The organism is Streptosporangiales bacterium (genome assembly GCA_009379955.1).
GTDB lineage: Bacteria > Actinomycetota > Actinomycetes > Streptosporangiales > WHST01 > WHST01.
Genome location: WHST01000017.1, coordinates 19,991 through 38,737, shown reverse-complemented (window position 1 = coordinate 38,737; position 18,747 = coordinate 19,991). Strand labels below are relative to the sequence as shown.

The following is an 18,747-nucleotide window of genomic DNA, read 5'->3' as shown; positions in this document are numbered from 1 at the left end:
GCGGCTACTTCGGGCCGAAGCCGGTGAGCATGGCACCGTCACCGGACTTGTTGAGCTTCAGCATGAGCAGGTATTTCCCCATCGAGTAGAGACCGCTGTAGCTGAAGCTGGTCGACGAGGCGCTGTCGTCGCCGATGTCGATCTTGTCCCCGGGGGCGGTCGCCCCCTTCTTCGCCGGGTCGATCGTCGACAGCTGCGGCGGGTGCTTCGTCGTGTAGTCGGCGTCGTAGCCACCCGTCGTCAGGATGGTGACCTTGGCGGCGTCCGCGGTACGCACCATGACCCCATCCCCCGGCGTGTCGATCTCCTTCGTCCACTCCCGCTCGCCGGTCGTGAGGTTGACGGCGATGACCGCGGGCTTCGCCTTGTAGTCGGACCCCTTGTCCTTCATCGCGATCAGGGTGGTGCCGACGACCTGCACCGGGTAGTCGTCGCGCATGTCGTTGAACCCGGTCGTCCCGAAGCTCGGCCGCAGGGCCATGGCGCCGCCGTCGCCGCGGGACTGGATGACCTTGGTCTGCACGCCCTTGTCGTCGAACAGTCGCAGCTCGCCGTGGTCGGAGGCGTTGTCGACGTGGATGATCGGCGGGGTGGCGCTCACGATGCCGAAGCTCGAGAGCCTGCTCTCGGACTTGATCTCCGTGGTGAACACCGAGGTCAGGCCCTTGTCGGACGGGGTCAGGGCGATCAGGTAGCTCTTCTCGCCGTAGCCGCAGGTCATCGTCGCGAGCGCACCCTTGTCGGTCGCCCGGACGTCACCGGTCGAGCAGCCTTCCTCCTTCGGCGCCGCGGACAGCGGCAGCGCCTCACCGGACGAGGCCGGCGCCAGCTTGGCGTCGTACCTGATCACCCGCTCGCCGGTCGACACGTAGATCTTGCCGGCGGCGGCGGACACCGCGGCGTTCCTCGGCGCGTAGTTCGCGTCGTTGACCTTGAAGTTGTTCGACCAGAGCTGCTTGCCCTGGACCACGTCGACGGCCGCGACCGTCGTGCACTTCTCGTCCGCGCCGAAGACCATCGCGGCGACGTCGTCGGGCGCCTCACGCGAGGCCGCGCAGAGCGCGGTGCCCTCGGGGACGGCGATGGTCCACTTCTCCTTGCCGTCCTGGGCGTTGTAGCCGGTGATGCCCGCCTGGCTGATCCGCACCAGGGTGGAGTTGTCCTTCGACGGGAAGGCGCTGAGCGTGGTGGCGGACTTCTCCGAGTCGGGCTCCGGCACGGACCACGACTGCTTGCGCTGGGTCTCGACGTTCGCGCTGCCGCTCGGTCCGCCGGTGGGCGACCCGCCCCCGCCCGACGTGGCCACGACGATGATGACGATGATGATGATGAGGACGAAGACGCCGCCACCCGCGCTGAGTCCGATGATCAGGCCCTTGTTCGAGCCGCCCGGCGGCTTGGGCGGCGGAGGCCCGTAACCACCACCCGGTGGAGGAGGCGGAGCCCCCCACTGCGGCTGCCCGCCGGGGGCGTATCCACCCGGAGGGGGCTGCTGACCCGGAGGGGGCTGCTGCTGCTGGCCACCCCAGCCCTGGTCGCCCTGTGGCGGTGGGCCGGTGTCCCAGCCCTGGCTGCTCGGCGGGCCGGCGTCCCAGCTGCCGGGGGCCGGCGGCTCCTGCGCCTGGCCGCCCCACTCCTGGGTGGGTTGCACCCAGGGCTGCTGCTGCTGGTTCCCTTGCGCCGGGTCGGGAGCCGGCTGGCCACCCTGCCCCCAGGGGTCATCGCCCTGACCCCAGTTCCCGCCACCGTAGTGGCCTCCAGATGACGACACGAAATGCCTCCTGCGCACGCACGGCTCATAGGTCCGCCACGACGGTTTCGTGCAGACCACCGGTAGAAAGGTACCGGGTGCGACGGTTGACCTACGGCAACGGGTTCCTTCGCGTCGTCAGGCGGGGGCGTACGCCCTGATCGCCGGCGGGTTGCCCTTCGCGCTGACGTCGACCTCGAGCAGGGTCTCCCCCGAGCGGACGTAGAGACGCTGGCCCAGGGCCGACCCGTCGGAGATCGTGGTGACGACCTCGCTCTTGGTCACCGTGCCGCTCTTCGCGTCGACGGTCGAGAACCATGTCTGCCCCTCCGCGGAGCCCGCGGTGTAGACGGTCGCCTTGCTCTTCGAGACGCCGTCACCGAACACCATCGCGCCGTTCGCGCCGGCACCGAGGCTCTTGTTCCAGGCGCGCTGTCCGTCGGTCAGGTCGACGCCGACGGCGTGGGAGAGGGAGCCGCTCTCGGCACGCCCCAGGCCGACGAGGGTGGTGCCGACGACGGCGAGCGGGTACCTGCCGTGGAAGCCAGGCGCCCGGCCGACGTCCGTGGTGTCGAGGTCACCCCCCGCTCCCGCCGCGCCGAAGGTGGCGGTCACCTTGCCCTGGTCGTCGAGAACGGCGAACTCCGCCGGCGCCGGCTGTGCCGCGGTGCCCTTCTCGTCCTGGACGCGGATCACGGTCGGGGAGACGCTGACCACGCTGGGCGCGGCCTCACCCTTGTCGTTCTTGACCTTGGCGGTCCACACGCCGGCGCCGTCGGTCGGGCTCAGGGAGACGAGCGAGTCGTCCTGCCGGCTCGTGGCCTTGCCCGCGCAGTCGACGAACGCCACCAGCGCGTCGTCGGACGCCATCAGGTCGCCGGCATGGCAGTTCGCGTTGTCCTTCGGCCCGACGGTCCACCGTTGCGCGCCGCCGTTGACGTCGAACGCGGTGACGCGCCCGTTGGAGACGACGGCGACACCCTGCACCACCGCGGCGGCTGCCGCGGTCGGGGTCTGGGCGTCGGTGCCGGCGACGAGGCGCTTGCGCCACAGCTCCTTGCCGCTCGTCACGTCGATCGCGGCGGCCTCGGTGCACTGGCCCGGGTCACTGCCCTGCTTGGCGGGACCTGTGACGGCGATCGCGACGTTGCCCGGCGCCGGCGGCGAGATCGTGCACACCTGCTGGCCGGTCGGCGGCTTGGCCTGCCACGCCCGCTTGCCATCGTCGACGGCGTAGCCGGACACGCCGGACGTGGTCGCCCGGACGAGGACGTCGCCCGCCAGGTAGGCATCGACGAGCTGGCCGTCGCCCTTCGCGGCCGGCACCTCCCACGCGACCTCGTACGTGCCCTCGTCACCGGTGCCGCGGACCACGAGGACGACGACGAGGACGACCACCAGCGCGAGGACGAGAGCGCCCCCGCCGACCAGCAGCAGCCGCTTCCTGCCGCCACCGCCACGCGACCGCGACCGCGACGGCACGCCGTGCCGTGGGCCCGCCCACTGCTGCCACGGCGGCTGCGGCTGCCCGGGCGCGGCGCCGTCCTCCCAGCCGGGAGGGCGCGCCGCCCACTGCTGCTCCTGCATCCCGCCCGACCACTGCTGGTGCTGCTGGGGTGCACCCGGCGGTTGCTGCGGGTGGGGTTGCTGTGGGTGCTGCGGCTGCTGCTGCGGCTGCTGGGGACGGGAGTGCGGCGGCTGACCGCCCCACTGCTGCTGGCCCTGGTATTGCTGCTGTTGGTTCTGCTGCTGGCCCCACTGGTCCCCCTGCTGCGGCGCGGGCGGTGGCCAGGACTGCTGGTGCTGCTGGTACTGAGAAGGGGGTTGCTGGGGGGGAGGGGGTTGCTGAGGGCTGGGTTGCTGAGGGGTGGGCTGCTGTGGGTAGCCCTGCTGCGGGTGCTGAGGCTGCTGCGGCGGGTGCTGGGGCTGCTCGCCCTGCTGCCACGGCGGCGGCCAGGGAGCCTGCTGTTGCCCTGCCCACTGACCCGGCTGCTCGGGCTGCTGTCCCCACTGGTCGGCCGGGTCGTCCTGCTGCCACGGGTCGGACTCGGGGTCACGAGGATCGGGTCGGCTGTAGTCACGACCGTAGTCCGGATGGTCGTCGGGCCGACCCCCGTACCCACCTCCCGCGGACACCGCCACACCACCTTCCGAGGGTCACCGTGACGAGCCGGCTCATCTCTGTCTGTCAGACAGTACAAAGTCGGCGGCCCCGACACCAGGGACGCGGACATAACGCAGCGTAGGTGAAGGGCCTGGCGTCACTCGACCGTGACGGACTTGGCGAGGTTGCGCGGCTGGTCGACGTCGAGGCCCTTCGCCAGTGCCAGCTCGCAGGCGAACACCTGCAGCGGCACGGTGGAGACGAGCGGCTGCAGCAGGGTCGGCGCGGTGGGCAGCTCGACGAGGACGTCGGCGTAGGGACGCACCGAGTCGTCACCCTCCTCGGCGAGCACGATGGTGCGGGCGCCGCGGGCCCTGATCTCCTGGATGTTGGAGACGATCTTGTCGTGCAGCGTGCTGCGACCGCGCGGCGGCGGCACCATGACGACGACGGGCAGGCCGTCCTCGATCAGCGCGATCGGACCGTGCTTCAGCTCACCGGCCGCGAACGCCTCGGCGTGGATGTAGGCGAGCTCCTTCAACTTGAGCGCGCCCTCCATCGCGACGGGGAAGCCGACGTGCCGGCCGAGGAACAGCACCGTCGAGGCGTCGCGCAGCTCCCGCGCGAGCTCGCGCACCGGACCGATCGTGCCGAGCACGCGCTCGACGGTCTCCGGCATCGCCGCGAGCTGGGTGATGACGTCGTCGATCTCGTCGCCGAACTTGTTGCCGCGTACCTGCGCCAGGTAGAGCCCGATCAGGTAGCAGACGACCAGCTGGGTGAGGAACGTCTTCGTCGCGGCGACGCCGACCTCAGGACCCGCGTGGGTGTAGAGGGCGCCGTCGGACTCGCGCGGGATGGTCGAGCCGATCGTGTTGCAGATCGCGAGCACGCGCGCCCGCTGCTCGCGGGCGTGGCGGACGGCCATCAGGGTGTCCATCGTCTCGCCCGACTGGCTGATCGCGATGACGAGCGTGCCGCGGTCGACGACGGGGTCGCGGTACCGGAACTCGCTCGCCAGCTCGACCTCGCACGGCACCCGGGTCCAGTGCTCGATGGCGTACTTCGCGATGAGCCCGGCGTGGTACGCGGTGCCGCACGCGATCACGACGATCTTGTCGACCTCGCGCAGCTCGTCGTCAGCGATGCGCATCTCGTCGAGGGTGAGGCGGCCGTCGACCCCGACCCGGCCGAGGAGGGTGTCGGCCACCGCACGTGGCTGCTCCTCGATCTCCTTGAGCATGAAGTACGGGTAGCCGCCCTTCTCGGCGGCCGAGGCGTCCCAGTCGACGTGGAACGGCCGGCCCTCGGCGGCGTTGCCGTCGAAGTCGGTGATCCGCACGTCCGACGCCCGCACCTCGACCACGCGGTCATCGGCGAGCTCCAGCGCCTCGCGCGTGTGCGCGATGAACGCGGCGACGTCGCTGGCGAGGAAGTGCTCGCCCTCCCCGACGCCGACGACGAGCGGCGAGCTGCGGCGTGCCGCCACCACGACGTCGGGATCGCCCGTGGACGTCGCCAGCAGCGTGAAGGCACCGGACAGCTGCCGGCAGCAGCGGCGCATCGCCTCGGCGAGCGAGACGCCCGCCTGCGCGCACTCCTCCTCCAGCAGGTGCGCCACCACCTCGGTGTCGGTGTCGGAGACCAGCGCGTGGCCGCGCTCGGCGAGCTCGGCGCGCAGGAGCGCGAAGTTCTCGATGATGCCGTTGTGGATGACCGCGATCGAGCCCGTGCAGTCGAGGTGCGGATGGGCGTTGCGGTCGGTCGGGGCACCGTGGGTGGCCCACCGGGTGTGCCCGATGGCCACGGCGCCCTCCGGCAGCGGCGTGACGTCGAGCGCGTCGGTGAGCGCGCTGAGCTTGCCGGCTCGCTTGTCGGTGTGCTGCTTGCCCTCGGTGATCACGGCGACACCGGCGGAGTCGTACCCGCGGTACTCCAGCCGCCGCAGGCCGCCGACGACCACGTCGAGAGCAGACCGATGGCCCGTGTACCCCACGATTCCGCACATGGCGACCAGCGTACGTGTCGCCGTCGCGCCCCGTCCGGCGAAGGCGTTCTGCGATGATCCTGCCGTGCTCAGTGTCCGGGTCATGTGCCCCGCCGCCCATACGGCCGAGGTCGTCGACCTGCTCGAGGCCGACACCGGCGTCGCGCACATCGCCGTGCACGAGGGCGCGTCGGTCCGGCCCGCGGGCGACGTCATCGTCTGCGACGTCGCCCGCGAGGCGGCCGACTCCCTGCTGGTCGACCTGCGCGCGCTCGGCGTGGAGAGGTACGGCGGCATCGCGCTCGACGACACGGTGGTGCTCTCCGAGGCCGCGAAGCGCGCCGAGCACGCCGCGCCGGGCGCGGGATCCGACGCCGTCTTGTGGAACACCCTCGAGCGCCAGACCGAGGACGACACCAGCCTGACCTGGTCGTACATCGTCTTCCTCGCGATCGCCACCCAGCTGGCCGGCATCGCGGTCGTCATCGACAGCCCGATCCTCATCGTCGGCGCGATGGTGCTCGGCCCGGAGTTCGCGCCGCTCGCGCGGATCTCCGTGGCGCTGCTGCGCCGCAAGCCGCGCTGGGCATGGCAGGGGATCAGGACCCTCGTCATCGGCTTCGCCGTGGCGATCCTCGTGACGTTCGTGTGCGCGCTGGTCAGCCGCTGGTGGGGGTGGATCACGCCGGACGTGGTCCAGACCGGCTCCCGCCCGCTCACCGAGTTCGTCGTGCATCCGGACAAGTGGTCGTTCATCGTGGCGGTGCTCGCGGGCTGCGCGGGCGTGCTGTCGCTGACGTCCGCCAAGTCCTCGACCCTCGTGGGGGTCTTCATCTCGGTGACCACCGTGCCGGCCGCCGGCAACATCGCGGTGGCCATGGCCCTGGGCGTGTGGAGCCAGGTGTCGCTGTCGGCGATCCAGCTCGGCGTCAACCTCGCCGGCATCATCGCGGCCGGCGCGGTCACGCTCGTCGTGCAGCGGGTGCTCTGGGCACGCGTCAGGCAGCGCGTACGCACCGCCCGTCGGGCCCGGCAAGCCCGCCGGGTCAGAGAGTGAGCTGGGTGCGGACGACGTCGGCGAGACGGTCGGCGACGGCTCCGGCCTCGGCCTCGGTGGGCGCCTCGACCATGACCCGCACCTTCGGCTCCGTGCCGCTCGGGCGGAGGAGGACGCGGCCCTCGTCGCCGAGGCGCTCCGCCTCGGCCGCCACGGCCGCGCGCAGCTCCGGTGAGCTCTCCACCCGCGACTTGTCGACGCCGGCGACGTTGACGAGCACCTGGGGCAGCCGCTTGACGACGCCCGCCAGGTCGTGCAGCGGCCGGCCGGTCTCCGCCACCCGGGCGAGTAGGTGGAGAGCGGCGAGCACGCCGTCACCCGTCGTGGCGTGATCGAGCAGCAGCAGGTGACCCGACTGCTCGCCGCCGAGGTTGTACCCGTCGGCGTGCATCGCCTCGAGCAGGTAGCGGTCACCGACCGCGGTCTCGACGACGCGTAGGCCGGCACCCTCCATCGCCTGGCGGAAGCCGAGGTTGGACATCACGGTGGCGACGACGGCGCCGTGCCGCAGCTCCCCGCGGTCGCGCATGGCCAGGGCGAGTACGGCCATGATCTGGTCGCCGTCGACGACGTCGCCGTCGCCGGTTACGGCGAGGCACCTGTCGGCGTCGCCGTCGAAGGCCACGCCCGCGTCGGCGCCGTGCGAGACGACGGCCTTGGCCAGCGTGTCGAGGTGGGTGGAGCCGCATCCCTGGTTGATGTTCAGGCCGTCCGGCTCGACGCCGAGCGTGACGAGGTCGGCGCCGGCCGCGGCGAGCGCGGCGGGCGCCACCCGGAAGGCGGCGCCGTGGGCACAGTCGACGACGATGCGTAGGCCGTCGAGGCGGTGCGGCGTCGCCTCGACGAGGTGCGTCACGTAGGTGTCGTCGAGCCCTTCCCCGCCGCTCACCCTGCCGACGTCCGGGCCGACGGGTCGCGTCCAGTCCTCGCCCAGGCGGGCTTCCACGGCGTCCTCGACGGCATCGGGGAGCTTCAGGCCGCCGCGGGCGAAGAACTTCACGCCGTTGTCGGGCGCCGGGTTGTGGCTCGCCGAGAGCACGACACCCATGTCGGCGCCGAGGTGGTCGGTCAGGTAGGCGATCGCCGGCGTCGGCAGGACGCCCACGCGGACGACGTCGACTCCCGCGCTGGCCAGCCCGGCGACGACGGCTGCCTCGAGGAACTCTCCGGACGCGCGGGTGTCGCGGCCGACGACGGCCTTGGGCCGGTGACCGGCGAACGCGCCGACCTCACCGAGCACGTGGGCGGCCGCCACCGCGAGGTCGAGCACGAACTCGGCCGTGAGGTCACGGTTGGCGACGCCACGGACGCCGTCGGTGCCGAACAGCCGGGGACCAACACTGGCCACGGGTGGTGACGCGGTCTAGCGCTTGGAGTACTGGGGCGCCTTGCGGGCCTTCTTCAGACCGTACTTGCGCCGCTCCTTGGCCCTCGGGTCGCGGGTGAGGAAGCCGACCTTCTTCAGCGGCGGACGGTGCTCGCTGTCGACGTCGATCAACGCACGGGCGATGCTGAGACGCAATGCCCCGGCCTGGCCGCTCACGCCGCCACCGTGGAGCCGCGCGACGATGTCGAAGGCGCCGTCGGCCTCGAGCGTGACGAACGGCTCGCGCACGATCTGCTGGTGCACCTTGTTGGGGAAGTACACGTCGAGCGGGCGGCCGTTGATCCGCCACTCACCGGTGCCGGGTGACAGCCGGACACGGGCGACGGCCTCCTTGCGGCGGCCGGTGGCGATCGCCGAGCCGGTCACGACCGCGCGCTTGGGCGCCGCCGCACCGCCCGGTGCCGCGTCGCCCGGGGTCTCGCTGGTGTAGACGCCGCCCTCGGGCACCACGTCGGCCTCGGCCCCGCCGGTCTGCTCTTGTGCTTGTTCTGTCACTGCTCCACCTGGGTGATCTCGAAGGGCACCGGCTGCTGGGCGCGGTGCGGGTGCTCGGGTCCGGCGTACACCTTGAGCTTCTTCAGCATCCGGCGGCCGAGACGGGTCTTCGGCAGCATGCCGCGTACCGCCTTCTCGATCGCCCGCTCCGGGTGCTTGGTCAGCAGCTCCTCGTACGGCATGCTGCGCAGGCCGCCGGGGTAGCCGGAGTGCCGGTACGCCAGCTTGTCCTTGCGCTTGTTGCCGGTGAGGGCGATCTTGGCCGCGTTGACCACGACGACGAAGTCACCGTCGTCGACGTGGGGAGCGAAGGTCGCCTTGTGCTTGCCACGAAGCAGCACGGCCGTCTGACTCGCCAGGCGGCCGAGGACGACGTCGTCGGCGTCGATCACATGCCACTGCCGAGACGTGTCGGCGGGCTTCGGGCTGTACGTGCGCACGGGCATGGCCTTTGCTTCGGTTCGTGTATCCGGATGGGCCGGCACCTGCGGTCGGCCACGCGAACACCGCGCATCGCACGGCGTAACTCCCGGCAAGAATACCCGGCGCCCCCCGGCCCCGGCAAAACGCCCCCTCGCCGGGCCCTCGCGGCGTGCTCCCTCACCCTCGGCACGGCGTCGTGACGCTGCGCCCGACCCGCGAGCACCTGGGTCTGCGACGTCCCCCGCGCCATGTGGCCGCCCCGTAGGCTGCCCCTCATGAGCGGCGGGACGGATCCGACACGGCCAGGCCCCGGGCAACCCCCGGGGCACTGGGGCACCAACCCGTGGGAGCAGGGCGGCCAGCCGCCCCCCGCGGAGACCGTCCAGGGCGGCGGACCCCCGCCGTACGGCCCGCCGGGCCCGTACCAGCCGGCACAGCCTCCCCCTGGCGGGAACCCGCCCACCCAGCCGATGCCGCCGATGCCCCAGGGACCGCAGGGCGGCCCACCGCCGCTGGGCGGCGTGCAGGGTCCGTTCGGACCGGCACCCGGCGGTCCCGGCGGTCCGGGCGGCGGTCCACCCGGACCGCCGTACGGTCCGCCGCCTGGCAAGCCGGGCGGCTCGAAGATGCCGCTGATCATCGTGCTCGTCGTCGTCGGTGTGCTCGTCCTCGGCGGGATCACCGCGGGCGGCGTCGCGGTCGTCGCGTCCCGCGACAAGCCGAGCCCCACCCCGACGGCCACACAGAGCAGTCCCTCGCCCACGACGTCGTCACCCACACCGACGCCGTCCGCGACGACGTCCTCGCCGAGCCCGACCAGCACCGTCCCGCTGACCGAACGCCTGAACAAGCGGTCATCGGACCCGAAGGCGCTCACCGCCGCCGAGCTCTTCCCCCGGACGTACAAGTCCGACGAAGGTCGCCGGTACGTCCGCAAGACGACCAAGATGCATTCGAGCTGCGCCAAGTCGGTGCGCGGCGCCCGGCTGGTGAGAGCGCTCAAGTCCGGCAAGTGCACCCAGGTCGCCATGGGCACCTACGTCGACAGCAAGAACAAGACCGTCACCACGATCGGCCTGGCCAACATGGTCGACATCAAGGCAAGCGAGAGGGTCGCCTCCGCCGTCAAGCCGACAGCCAACCGGCTGTTCGTCCCGTTGAACGGCAAGGGGGCGACGTTCAGCGGCAAGAACTTCGCCGAGTTCGCGACCGCGATCGGCCACTACGTCGTCGTCAGCGCGGTCACGTACACCAACAGGTCGCCCTCGTCGGTGTCGGCGAAGATGTTCAACGCCCGGGGCGACATGTCCGACATGATCAACCGGCCGCTGTCCCTCCGGATGATCCTGGCGCGACCCTAGCCGACGCCCGGGCCCAGGCGATCGCGACCAGCACCGCGAGCAGCGTGCCGGCCGCGGCCATGGCGCCGACGGTCCCGGTCACCGAGCCCGACGCCTCGGCGAAGACCCCGCCGAGGCCGACCCCGATCCCCTGCGCCACCCGCAGACCCGTCCGGTAGAGGCCGATCGCGGAGGCGCGGATCGCGTCGGGGACCATGGTCGTGAACAGGGCGTTGGCGGTGACGATGTACGCGCCGGCCGTCCCCGACAGCATCAGCAGCGCGAGCGCGAGCACCGGGTGCGGCTGGAGCCAGAAGGCGACCAGCAGCGCGACCGACGCGACGGCGAGCGGGCCGAGCGCGCGGCTGCGCTGCTCGGCGTCCAGCAGCCGCGACAGCACGAAGACGCCGATGACGAACCCCAGCGGGTCGGCGGCGAGCAGCAGCCCCACGCCTCGGTCGCCGAGCCCGACCTGGTCGGCCAGCGGAGCGGCGAGCCCTTCGGGGACCACCGCGAAGCCCACCAGGCAGGCGAACGCCAGCAGCAGGCGCGGCCGCGACCGCCCGAACAGCCAGCGCACGGCCCCCTCGCCCTTCTCCGGCGACACCGTCCGCGCGGCGGGCCGGCGGGCGAGGAACGCCCACGCGGACATGCCCATGAACAGGAACGTCGCGGCGTCGAGCAGCAGGGCCCAGGACGGCCCGATCACGGTGACGAGGAGCCCGCCGGCGGCGAGGCCGCACAGCATGACCGTGTTCGTGCTCATGCTGCGCAGGTCCTGGCTGCGCAGGTACTCCGGCGTGTCCGCGAAGACGTCCCGCCCGAGCGACACCATCGCCGCGTGCGACACCGACCCGATGAGCTGCACCGCGAAGACCAGCACGCACAGCACGACGAGCGGGACCCCGGGCACGGCCATGAGCACCAGGAGCGCCCCCTGCGCCAGCGCGGCGACGGCGAGCACCTCGCGACGCGGGAGGATGTCGGCGATCCTCGCCAGGCCGATTCCGCCGAGGAGCGCGGGGACGAAGTTCAGCGAGTAGACGATCGCGGTCCACAGCGGCGAGCCGGTGCGGTCGTAGACGAGGATCGCCAGCGCCACCTTGGCGAGCTGGTCGCCGGCCACCGACTGCGTCTCGGCCACGAAGAGGACGCGGAACTCGGCGTTGCGTAACGGCACCCAGAGACTCGGCGGGCGGGATCCGGCCATGCTTCTCCGTCATCGCGAGGCCCCGGCGCCGAGCCGCCCGCACGGCCGAGGTCCGGCGCCAGTGTAGGCCCCGGCACTAGGCGCGGCGGTTCCTGGTGACGCGGGCGCGGCTCGTGAGGTCGGCGTCCGGGGGGTAACGGACCTCCTCCAGGGTGAGGCCCTGCGGCGGCATCACCGTGACGCCGGAGTCGCGGACGCCGGCGGCGAGCACCGCGGCCGGCCAGTCGACGGGCCGCCTGCCCTCGCCGACCGCCACGGCCGCGCCGACGAGCGCACGGACCATGTGGTGGCAGAACGCGTCGGCCTCGATGTCGGCGACGAGGAGGCCGGACTCGTCGCGCCGCCAGGCGTAGCGGAGCAGCCCGCGGACGGTGCTGGCTCCCTCGCGGCGACGGCAGAACGCGGCGAAGTCGTGCTCGCCCTCCAGCGCCGCGCACGCCCGCGCCATCGGTTCGACCGCGAGCGGCCGGCGGTGCCAGGTGGTGCCGAACCGGCGCAGCGGGTCGGGGCCCGCGGGGTCGTCGCAGAGGCGGTACGCGTACCGCCGCGACAGCGCGGAGAACCGCGCGTCGAAGCCGGCGGGCGCCGCGGACGCGGCCAGGACCCGGACCTCGCCGGGCAGGACGCCCGCGAGTCGCCGGACCAGGGTGCGGCCGTCGTCCCAGCGGTCAGGCGGCAGGTCGACGTGGGCGACCTGTCCGCGCGCGTGCACGCCCGCGTCGGTGCGCCCGGCCACGGTCAGTGCGGGCGGCTCCGCGAGGCGCAGCACCCGGCCGAGCGCCTCCTCGAGCAGCCCCTGCACGGTGCGGCGCCCCGGCTGCGCCGCCCAGCCGGACAGCGAGGTGCCGTCGTACGCGACGTCCAGCCGGATGCGCACGAGCCCGCCTCCGGGCTGGGAGGCGGGCTCGTTCGGGTCCGAGAGAAGGCTCAGGACTTGTCCTTGTCCTCGTCCCCACCGTCGTCGGCCTTGTCGTCGGCGTCGTCTGCCTTCGCCTCGACGTCGTCCGTGCTCTCTGCCGCCTCGTCGGGCGCGTCGTCCTTCTGGTCCTTCTCGTCGGCGTCGGCGTCGGTGTCGGCGGCCGCGGGCTTCTCGGCGGCCTTCTTGGCCGCCTTCTTCGCCGTGGCCTTCTTGGCCGGCGCCTGGCGCTCCACGAGCTCCTCGACGAGCTCGATCACCGCGAGCGGCGCGTTGTCGCCCTTGCGCGCACCGATCTTGGTGATCCTGGTGTAGCCGCCGGGACGGTTCACGTAGCGCGGGCCGATCTCCGCGAACAGCACGTGTGCGACGTCCTTGTCGCGGATGACGCGACCGACCTGCCGGCGTGCGTGCAGGTCACCGCGCCTCGCCTTGGAGATCAGACGCTCCGCGAGCGGCCGCAGCCGCTTGGCCTTGGTCACCGTCGTCGTGATCCGGCCGTGCTCGAAGAGCTGGGTGGCGAGGTTGGCCAGGATCAGCCGCTGATGACTTGGGCTTCCGCCAAGACGCGGGCCCCTGGGAGGGCTGGGCATCGGGGTCGTCTCCTCTCAGAACTGCTCGGTCTCGGCGTAGCTCTGGTCGTCGTCGTACGTGTCGTCGTCGTACGAGTCACGCACGACGGCGTTGGGGTCGAACCCGGGTGCGGAGTCCTTGAGGGCGAGACCGAGCTCCTCGAGCTTGGCCTTGACCTCGTCGATGGACTTCGCGCCGAAGTTGCGGATGTCGAGCAGGTCGGCCTCGCTGCGACCGATCAGCTCGCCCACGGTGTGGATGCCCTCGCGCTTGAGGCAGTTGTACGAGCGGACCGTGAGGTCGAGGTCCTCGACCGGCATGGCCAGGTCGGCGGCGAGCTGCGCGTCGACCGGCGACGGGCCGACCTCGATGCCCTCGGCCTCGGCGTTGAGCTCACGGGCGAGCCCGAACAGCTCGACCAGGGTCTTGCCGGCGCTCGCGACGGCGTCGCGAGGGCGCATGCAGGGCTTGGTCTCGACGTCGACGACCAGCCGGTCGAAGTCGGTGCGCTGCTCGACACGGGTGGCCTCGACCTTGTAGGTCACCTTGAGCACCGGCGAGTAGATCGAGTCGACGGGGATGCGGCCGATCTCGGCGTCCGCACGCTTGTTCTGCGCGGCCGAGACGTAGCCGCGGCCGCGCTCGACGGTCAGCTCGACCTCGAGCTTCGCCTTGGCGTTGAGCGTCGCGATGTGCAGGTCGGGGTTGTGCACCTCGACACCCGCGGGCGGGGTGATGTCGGCCGCGGTGACCTCGCCGGCACCCTGCTTGCGCAGGTACATCGTGACGGGCTCGTCGTGGTCGGAGCTGACCACGAGCTCCTTGAGGTTGAGGATGAGGTCGGTGACGTCCTCCTTGACCCCGGGGATCGTCGAGAACTCGTGCAGCACGCCCTCGATGCGGATGCTGGTGACCGCGGCACCGGGGATCGAGGAGAGCAGCGTGCGGCGAAGCGAGTTGCCGATCGTGTAGCCGAAGCCCGGCTCGAGCGGCTCGATGACGAACCTCGAGCGGTACTCGTCGAGCTGCTCGTCGGACAGAAGGGGACGCTGGGCAATGAGCACTGTCGGATTCCTTTCCGCGACGTCCGCTATTTGACGGTCGCGATGGTGCCTCGCCGGAGCGAGGCTGTGCCTACTTGGAGTACAGCTCGACGATCAGCTGCTCCTGCACCTGGGTGTCGATGACCTGCCGGCCCGGGAGCGCGTGCACGAGCACCCGCATGCGGTCCGGCCGGACCTCGAGCCAGGCAGGAACCCGCCGCTCGCCGGCCTCGGCCCGCGCCACGACGAACGGCGTCATCTCGAGCGACTTGTGTCGCACCTCGACGATGTCGGTCGGCTTCACGCGGGCGGAGGGGATGTCGACCTTGCGGCCGTTGACGGTGATGTGGCCGTGGGTGACGACCTGCCGCGCCATGTCACGGCTCTTGGCGAACCCGGCGCGGAACACGACGTTGTCGAGCCGGCTCTCCAGGATCTGCAGGAGGTTGTCGCCCGTCCTGCCCTGCCGACCGCTCGCCTCTTCGTAGTAGCCGCGGAACTGGCGCTCGAGCACGCCGTAGATGCGCGCGCACTTCTGCTTCTCGCGCTTCTGCAGCAGGTACTCGGTCTCCTTGGTGCGTCCGCGACCGTGCTCACCCGGCGGGTATGGCCGGCTCTCGAACGGGCACTTCGCGGACTCGCACTTGCTGCCCTTGAGGAACAGCTTCATCTTCTCGCGGCGGCAACGCTTGCAGTCCGCGCCGGTGTAACGGGCCATTCGTCCGTGCTCTCCTCAGACTCGCCGGCGCTTCGGCGGACGGCAACCGTTGTGCGGGCTCGGGGTGACGTCCTGGATCGAGCCGACCTCGAGTCCGACGGCGGACAGCGAACGGATCGCGGTCTCGCGTCCGGAGCCCGGGCCGCGGACGTAGACGTCGACCTTGCGCATGCCGTGCTCCATCGCACGCCGCGCGGCGGCCTCCGCCGCGAGCTGCGCGGCGAACGGGGTCGACTTGCGCGAACCCTTGAAGCCCACCTGGCCGGAGCTCGACCAGGCGATCACGTTGCCCACCGGGTCGGTGATCGAGATGACGGTGTTGTTGAACGTGCTCTTGATGTGAGCGTGCCCGTGGGCGACGTTCTTTCTTTCCTTGCGGCGCACCTTCTTGGCGGCGCCGGTACGAGTCTTCGGCGGCATGCTGCCTGCTTCTCCTCGGGAGGTCGTCGGTCAGAGCTGTCCGGCTGCGAAATCCGTCCAGCCGACTACTTCTTGGTCGCCTTCTTCTTGCCGGCGACGGTCTTGCGGCGACCCTTGCGGGTGCGCGCGTTGGTGTGGGTGCGCTGGCCGTGGACCGGCAGGCCGCGGCGGTGCCGGATGCCCTGGTAGCACCCGATCTCGACCTTGCGGCGGATGTCCGCTGCGACCTCGCGCCGCAGGTCACCCTCGATCTGGTAGTGGTCCTCGATCCAGTCGCGCAGCTTGACGAGCTCCTCGTCACCGAGCTGGTGGACGCGGCGGTTGGGATCGACGCCGGTGCCGGCGATGGTCTGCTGCGCACGGGTGCGCCCCATGCCGAAGATGTAGGTGAGCGCGACCTCGACCCGCTTGTCACGCGGGAGGTCGACGCCGACGAGACGTGCCATCTGGGTGGCTACTCCTTGCCGTTCCGGAGGTCCTCCGCGCCGCATCCCCGCCCGTGGTGGGCGTGGCCCCGGCCTCCGTCCGGGGGTGCTCCGACCAGGTGGTCGGAGGTGCGGCACGCGTACGTTGTCTGCTGCCTCAACCCTGCCGCTGCTTGTGGCGGGGGTTCTCGCAGATCACCATGATGCGGCCGTGACGCCGGATCACCTTGCACTTGTCGCAGATCTTCTTGACGCTCGGTTGGACCTTCATGGCGTGGCTCTCATCGGTAGCGGAACACGATCCGACCGCGAGACAGGTCGTAGGGGCTGAGCTCGACGACGACGCGGTCGTCGGGCAGGATCCGGATGTAGTGCATCCGCATCTTGCCGCTGATGTGCGCGAGCACCTTGTGCCCGTTCTCGAGCTCGACCCGGAACGTGGCGTTGGGAAGAGACTCGACGACGGTGCCCTCGACCTCGATGACACCTTCCTTCTTGGGCATTCTCTCCCGTCTCACAACGGCTCGTCGGTTCGGGCGGATCGTCGGTGGGTGACTGCCTGGACGCCCCGGTGTGGACAGCCACCCGCACCGCCAGAGGCGACGCGCCGGGTGGCGCCGGGGCACGACAGACAAGTTTACGCCACCGGTCGATGACCCGCTCAGCGGGCCCTACCCGGGGGCGCACCAACGTCCAGCATAGCGCGCGGACAGGCCCGTCCGCGGCCCGCCGCGACGGCCCTAGAGCTCGCGGTGGGGGTAGCGCCCGTGCGGGTCGTCGCTGCCACCGCGGCGCCGCTCCAGGCGCTGCCGCCGCTGCTCCACGTGGCGCTGCTGCGACCTGGCGCCGCCGAGCGTGCCGGCGAGCAGCATGATGCCCCACGGTCCGGCGACCCAGAGCGGCCAGGGGTAGATCCACTGCATCCCGCTCGCCAGCATCGAGAAGAGCCAGATGGCGAAGCAGATGACGGACACCGACGCCCACGGACCCCACATGGCGGCGAGCCGCTTGCGGGCGTCCGCGTCGAGCACCTCCCGCTTCGCCGGCTTGGCCTCGGCCGTGCTCGGTACGCGCGCGGGCAGGTCACCGGTCAGCGGGACGAGCTCGCCGAACGTCTTGGCGGCGTACGCCGCGTCGGACCGCTCGTGGAACTCCTCGAGGGTGAGCCGGCCGTCCGCGTAGTGCTCGCGAAGCTCCTCGGCCACGCGCTCGCGGTCGGAGTCGGCACAACGCAGCTCCGGGTGGTTATCGGACATCATCACCTGCCAGCCCTGGGGACGCGCCCGCGGTGGCGTTGTCCACGTCGTTGCCTGCGTCGGCCTCCGCCGGACCGCCGTATGCGTCGCCGAGGAGCTGCCGGCCGCCGTCGAACGCGGTGAGCACCCACGGCCCGCGCTCCGTGACCGCGACCGTGTGCTCGAAGTGCGCGGCGTACGAGCCGTCCCTGGTGACCACGGTCCACTCGTCGTCGAGCACCCGGGACCGGTGCGTGCCCAGCGTCACCATCGGCTCCACGGCGAGGACCAGCCCCGGCTCGAGGCGCCGCGACGCCCCGCCCCTGCGGGTGGCGTAGTTGGCGACGAAGGGCTCCTGGTGCATCGCGGTGCCGATACCGTGACCCCCGTACTCACGCGGGATGCCGTACGTCCCCGCCGCGCGGACGGTGTCCTCGACGGCCCTGCCGATGTCGACCAGCCGCCCGCCGGGACGCGCGACGGCGAGGCCGCGCCACAGCGAGGTCTCGGTCGTCTCCATCAGAGTCTGCAGCTCGCCGGACACCTCACCGACCGCGACGGTGACGGCAGCGTCGCCGTGCCACCCGTCGATGATCGCGCCACAGTCGATCGAGACGACGTCGCCGTCGCGGAGCACCCGCTCCGTGCTCGGGATGCCGTGCACGACCTCGTCGTTCACCGACGTGCAGATGCAGGCGGGGAAGCCCTGGTAGCCGAGGAAGCTCGGCACCGCGCCTGCGGCGCGGATCGACTCCTCGGCGATCTCGTCGAGCTCGCCGGTCGTCACGCCCGGTGCCACGGCGGCGGACACGGTACGAAGCGTGCGGGCCACCACCAGGCCGGCCTCGCGCATGTGCGCGATCTCGGCCTCGGACTTCATCTCCACCATGGCGGGTGCGGCTCCGTTCAGGTCCCCTCGTCGTCGTTCCATCGTCGCACGCGGAACGGCCGACCGGCCCTGACAACCGTCACGAGTAGGGCACGCCGACGCAGGAGATCAGGACCAGGCGTTATCGAGGGGGTTCAGCGCGCCGATCGCACGGTCGGTGACCTCCTCGACCGGCCCCGTGGCGTCGATGCCGACGAGGATGCCCCGGTCGGCGTAGTACGCGACGAGCGGCGCGGTCTGGTCGTTGTAGACCTCGAGGCGGTGGCGGACGGTCTCCTCGCGGTCGTCGTCGCGCTGGAACAGCTCGCCGCCGCAGTGGTCGCAGGAGTTGGCGTCGGTCGGCGGGTCGAAGTCGATGTGCCAGACGGTGCCGCACTGGCGGCAGGTGCGCCTGCCGGCGAGCCGGCGGACGACCTCGTCGTCGTCGACAACGAGCTCGAGCACGACGTCGAGGCCGCGGTCGAGCTCGTCGAGCATGCCGCCGAGCACCTCGGCCTGCGGCACGGTGCGGGGGAAGCCGTCGAGGAGGAACCCGTCGCGGGCGTCCTCCTCGGCCAGTCGCTCACGGACCATCTTGATCGTCACCTCGTCGGGCACGAGGTCGCCGGTGTCCATGTACCTCTTGGCCTCGACGCCGAGCGGCGTGCCCTGGCTGACGTTGGCCCGGAACAGGTCACCGGTGGAGATGTTGGCGATCGCCAGGTGGGAGCTGATGAACTGAGCCTGGGTCCCCTTGCCCGCTCCAGGAGGACCGACCAGCACGATGCGCATCGCG

General features: G+C 71.6%; 20 protein-coding genes. 2 read left to right on the top strand and 18 right to left on the bottom strand.

Going from position 1 to position 18,747, the window contains the following annotated elements:
• Window positions 1-4 precede the first annotated feature (4 nt).
• The 3 genes from GEV10_07650 to glmS all read right to left on the bottom strand — a co-directional run bounded on the left by GEV10_07650 (window position 5) and on the right by glmS (window position 5,862).
• Complete coding sequence (locus tag GEV10_07650; GenBank protein ID MQA78338.1) at window positions 5-1,771, bottom strand: PQQ-binding-like beta-propeller repeat protein; 1,767 nt, start codon at window positions 1,769-1,771, stop codon at window positions 5-7.
• 117 nt (window positions 1,772-1,888) lie between these two features.
• Window positions 1,889-3,886, bottom strand: coding sequence for a PQQ-binding-like beta-propeller repeat protein (locus GEV10_07645; protein MQA78337.1), 1,998 nt, complete (start codon window positions 3,884-3,886; stop codon window positions 1,889-1,891).
• A gap of 125 nt (window positions 3,887-4,011) precedes the next feature.
• Window positions 4,012-5,862 (bottom strand): glutamine--fructose-6-phosphate transaminase (isomerizing), encoded by a 1,851-nt coding sequence (glmS, locus tag GEV10_07640; GenBank protein MQA78336.1) that lies wholly within the window; start codon window positions 5,860-5,862, stop codon window positions 4,012-4,014.
• Between the two features lie 64 nt (window positions 5,863-5,926).
• Between glmS and GEV10_07635 the strand changes: the two genes are divergently transcribed.
• Window positions 5,927-6,898, top strand: coding sequence for a DUF389 domain-containing protein (locus GEV10_07635; GenBank protein MQA78335.1), 972 nt, complete (start codon window positions 5,927-5,929; stop codon window positions 6,896-6,898).
• On the opposite strand, the gene GEV10_07630 is transcribed toward GEV10_07635, so the two are convergent.
• From GEV10_07630 to rplM, 3 genes are read right to left on the bottom strand one after another with little or no spacing between them, the layout of a single operon-like run.
• Complete coding sequence (locus GEV10_07630) at window positions 6,888-8,246, bottom strand: phosphoglucosamine mutase (GenBank protein MQA78334.1); 1,359 nt, start codon at window positions 8,244-8,246, stop codon at window positions 6,888-6,890. The two genes, GEV10_07635 and GEV10_07630, sit on opposite strands and share 11 nt — an antisense overlap.
• Window positions 8,247-8,261: 15 nt before the next feature.
• Window positions 8,262-8,735: a 30S ribosomal protein S9 gene (rpsI, locus tag GEV10_07625; protein MQA78333.1), complete on the bottom strand. Its 474-nt coding sequence runs from the start codon at window positions 8,733-8,735 to the stop codon at window positions 8,262-8,264.
• A gap of 41 nt (window positions 8,736-8,776) precedes the next feature.
• Complete coding sequence (gene rplM, locus GEV10_07620; GenBank protein MQA78332.1) at window positions 8,777-9,220, bottom strand: 50S ribosomal protein L13; 444 nt, start codon at window positions 9,218-9,220, stop codon at window positions 8,777-8,779.
• A gap of 258 nt (window positions 9,221-9,478) precedes the next feature.
• On the opposite strand from rplM, the gene GEV10_07615 reads away from it, so the two are divergent.
• Window positions 9,479-10,564: a hypothetical protein gene (locus GEV10_07615; protein ID MQA78331.1), complete on the top strand. Its 1,086-nt coding sequence runs from the start codon at window positions 9,479-9,481 to the stop codon at window positions 10,562-10,564.
• Here GEV10_07615 and GEV10_07610 read toward each other — a convergent pair.
• From GEV10_07610 to GEV10_07555, 12 genes are all read right to left on the bottom strand, one after another.
• Window positions 10,521-11,753, bottom strand: coding sequence for an MFS transporter (locus tag GEV10_07610; GenBank protein ID MQA78330.1), 1,233 nt, complete (start codon window positions 11,751-11,753; stop codon window positions 10,521-10,523). The two genes, GEV10_07615 and GEV10_07610, sit on opposite strands and share 44 nt — an antisense overlap.
• Before the next feature lie 76 nt (window positions 11,754-11,829).
• Window positions 11,830-12,684, bottom strand: coding sequence for a tRNA pseudouridine(38-40) synthase TruA (truA, locus tag GEV10_07605; protein MQA78329.1), 855 nt, complete (start codon window positions 12,682-12,684; stop codon window positions 11,830-11,832).
• A complete protein-coding gene (rplQ, locus tag GEV10_07600; GenBank protein ID MQA78328.1) occupies window positions 12,681-13,262 on the bottom strand; it encodes a 50S ribosomal protein L17 in 582 nt (193 codons plus the stop codon). The genes truA and rplQ overlap by 4 nt, the downstream gene beginning before the upstream one ends.
• 15 nt (window positions 13,263-13,277) lie before the next feature.
• Window positions 13,278-14,306: a DNA-directed RNA polymerase subunit alpha gene (locus tag GEV10_07595; protein ID MQA78327.1), complete on the bottom strand. Its 1,029-nt coding sequence runs from the start codon at window positions 14,304-14,306 to the stop codon at window positions 13,278-13,280.
• A 70-nt stretch (window positions 14,307-14,376) separates the two neighbouring features.
• Complete coding sequence (rpsD, locus tag GEV10_07590; protein ID MQA78326.1) at window positions 14,377-15,003, bottom strand: 30S ribosomal protein S4; 627 nt, start codon at window positions 15,001-15,003, stop codon at window positions 14,377-14,379.
• 15 nt (window positions 15,004-15,018) lie between these two features.
• The gene (rpsK, locus tag GEV10_07585) at window positions 15,019-15,423 is read right to left on the bottom strand and encodes a 30S ribosomal protein S11 (protein ID MQA78325.1); all 405 of its coding nucleotides are present in this window, start codon (window positions 15,421-15,423) and stop codon (window positions 15,019-15,021) included.
• A 65-nt stretch (window positions 15,424-15,488) separates the two neighbouring features.
• Window positions 15,489-15,869 (bottom strand): 30S ribosomal protein S13, encoded by a 381-nt coding sequence (rpsM, locus tag GEV10_07580; protein ID MQA78324.1) that lies wholly within the window; start codon window positions 15,867-15,869, stop codon window positions 15,489-15,491.
• Between the two features lie 136 nt (window positions 15,870-16,005).
• Complete coding sequence (gene rpmJ, locus GEV10_07575; GenBank protein MQA78323.1) at window positions 16,006-16,119, bottom strand: 50S ribosomal protein L36; 114 nt, start codon at window positions 16,117-16,119, stop codon at window positions 16,006-16,008.
• Between the two features lie 10 nt (window positions 16,120-16,129).
• Window positions 16,130-16,351: a translation initiation factor IF-1 gene (gene infA / locus GEV10_07570; protein MQA78322.1), complete on the bottom strand. Its 222-nt coding sequence runs from the start codon at window positions 16,349-16,351 to the stop codon at window positions 16,130-16,132.
• Window positions 16,352-16,588: 237 nt separating this feature from the next.
• Window positions 16,589-17,104 (bottom strand): DUF1707 domain-containing protein, encoded by a 516-nt coding sequence (locus GEV10_07565; GenBank protein MQA78321.1) that lies wholly within the window; start codon window positions 17,102-17,104, stop codon window positions 16,589-16,591.
• On the bottom strand, window positions 17,094-17,972 hold the full coding sequence (gene map / locus GEV10_07560; GenBank protein MQA78320.1) for a type I methionyl aminopeptidase: 879 nt from the start codon (window positions 17,970-17,972) through the stop codon (window positions 17,094-17,096). Before map ends, GEV10_07565 begins: the two co-directional genes overlap by 11 nt.
• Window positions 17,973-18,080: 108 nt before the next feature.
• Window positions 18,081-18,743 (bottom strand): adenylate kinase, encoded by a 663-nt coding sequence (locus tag GEV10_07555; protein ID MQA78319.1) that lies wholly within the window; start codon window positions 18,741-18,743, stop codon window positions 18,081-18,083.
• Between the last annotated feature and the right edge of the window lie 4 nt (window positions 18,744-18,747).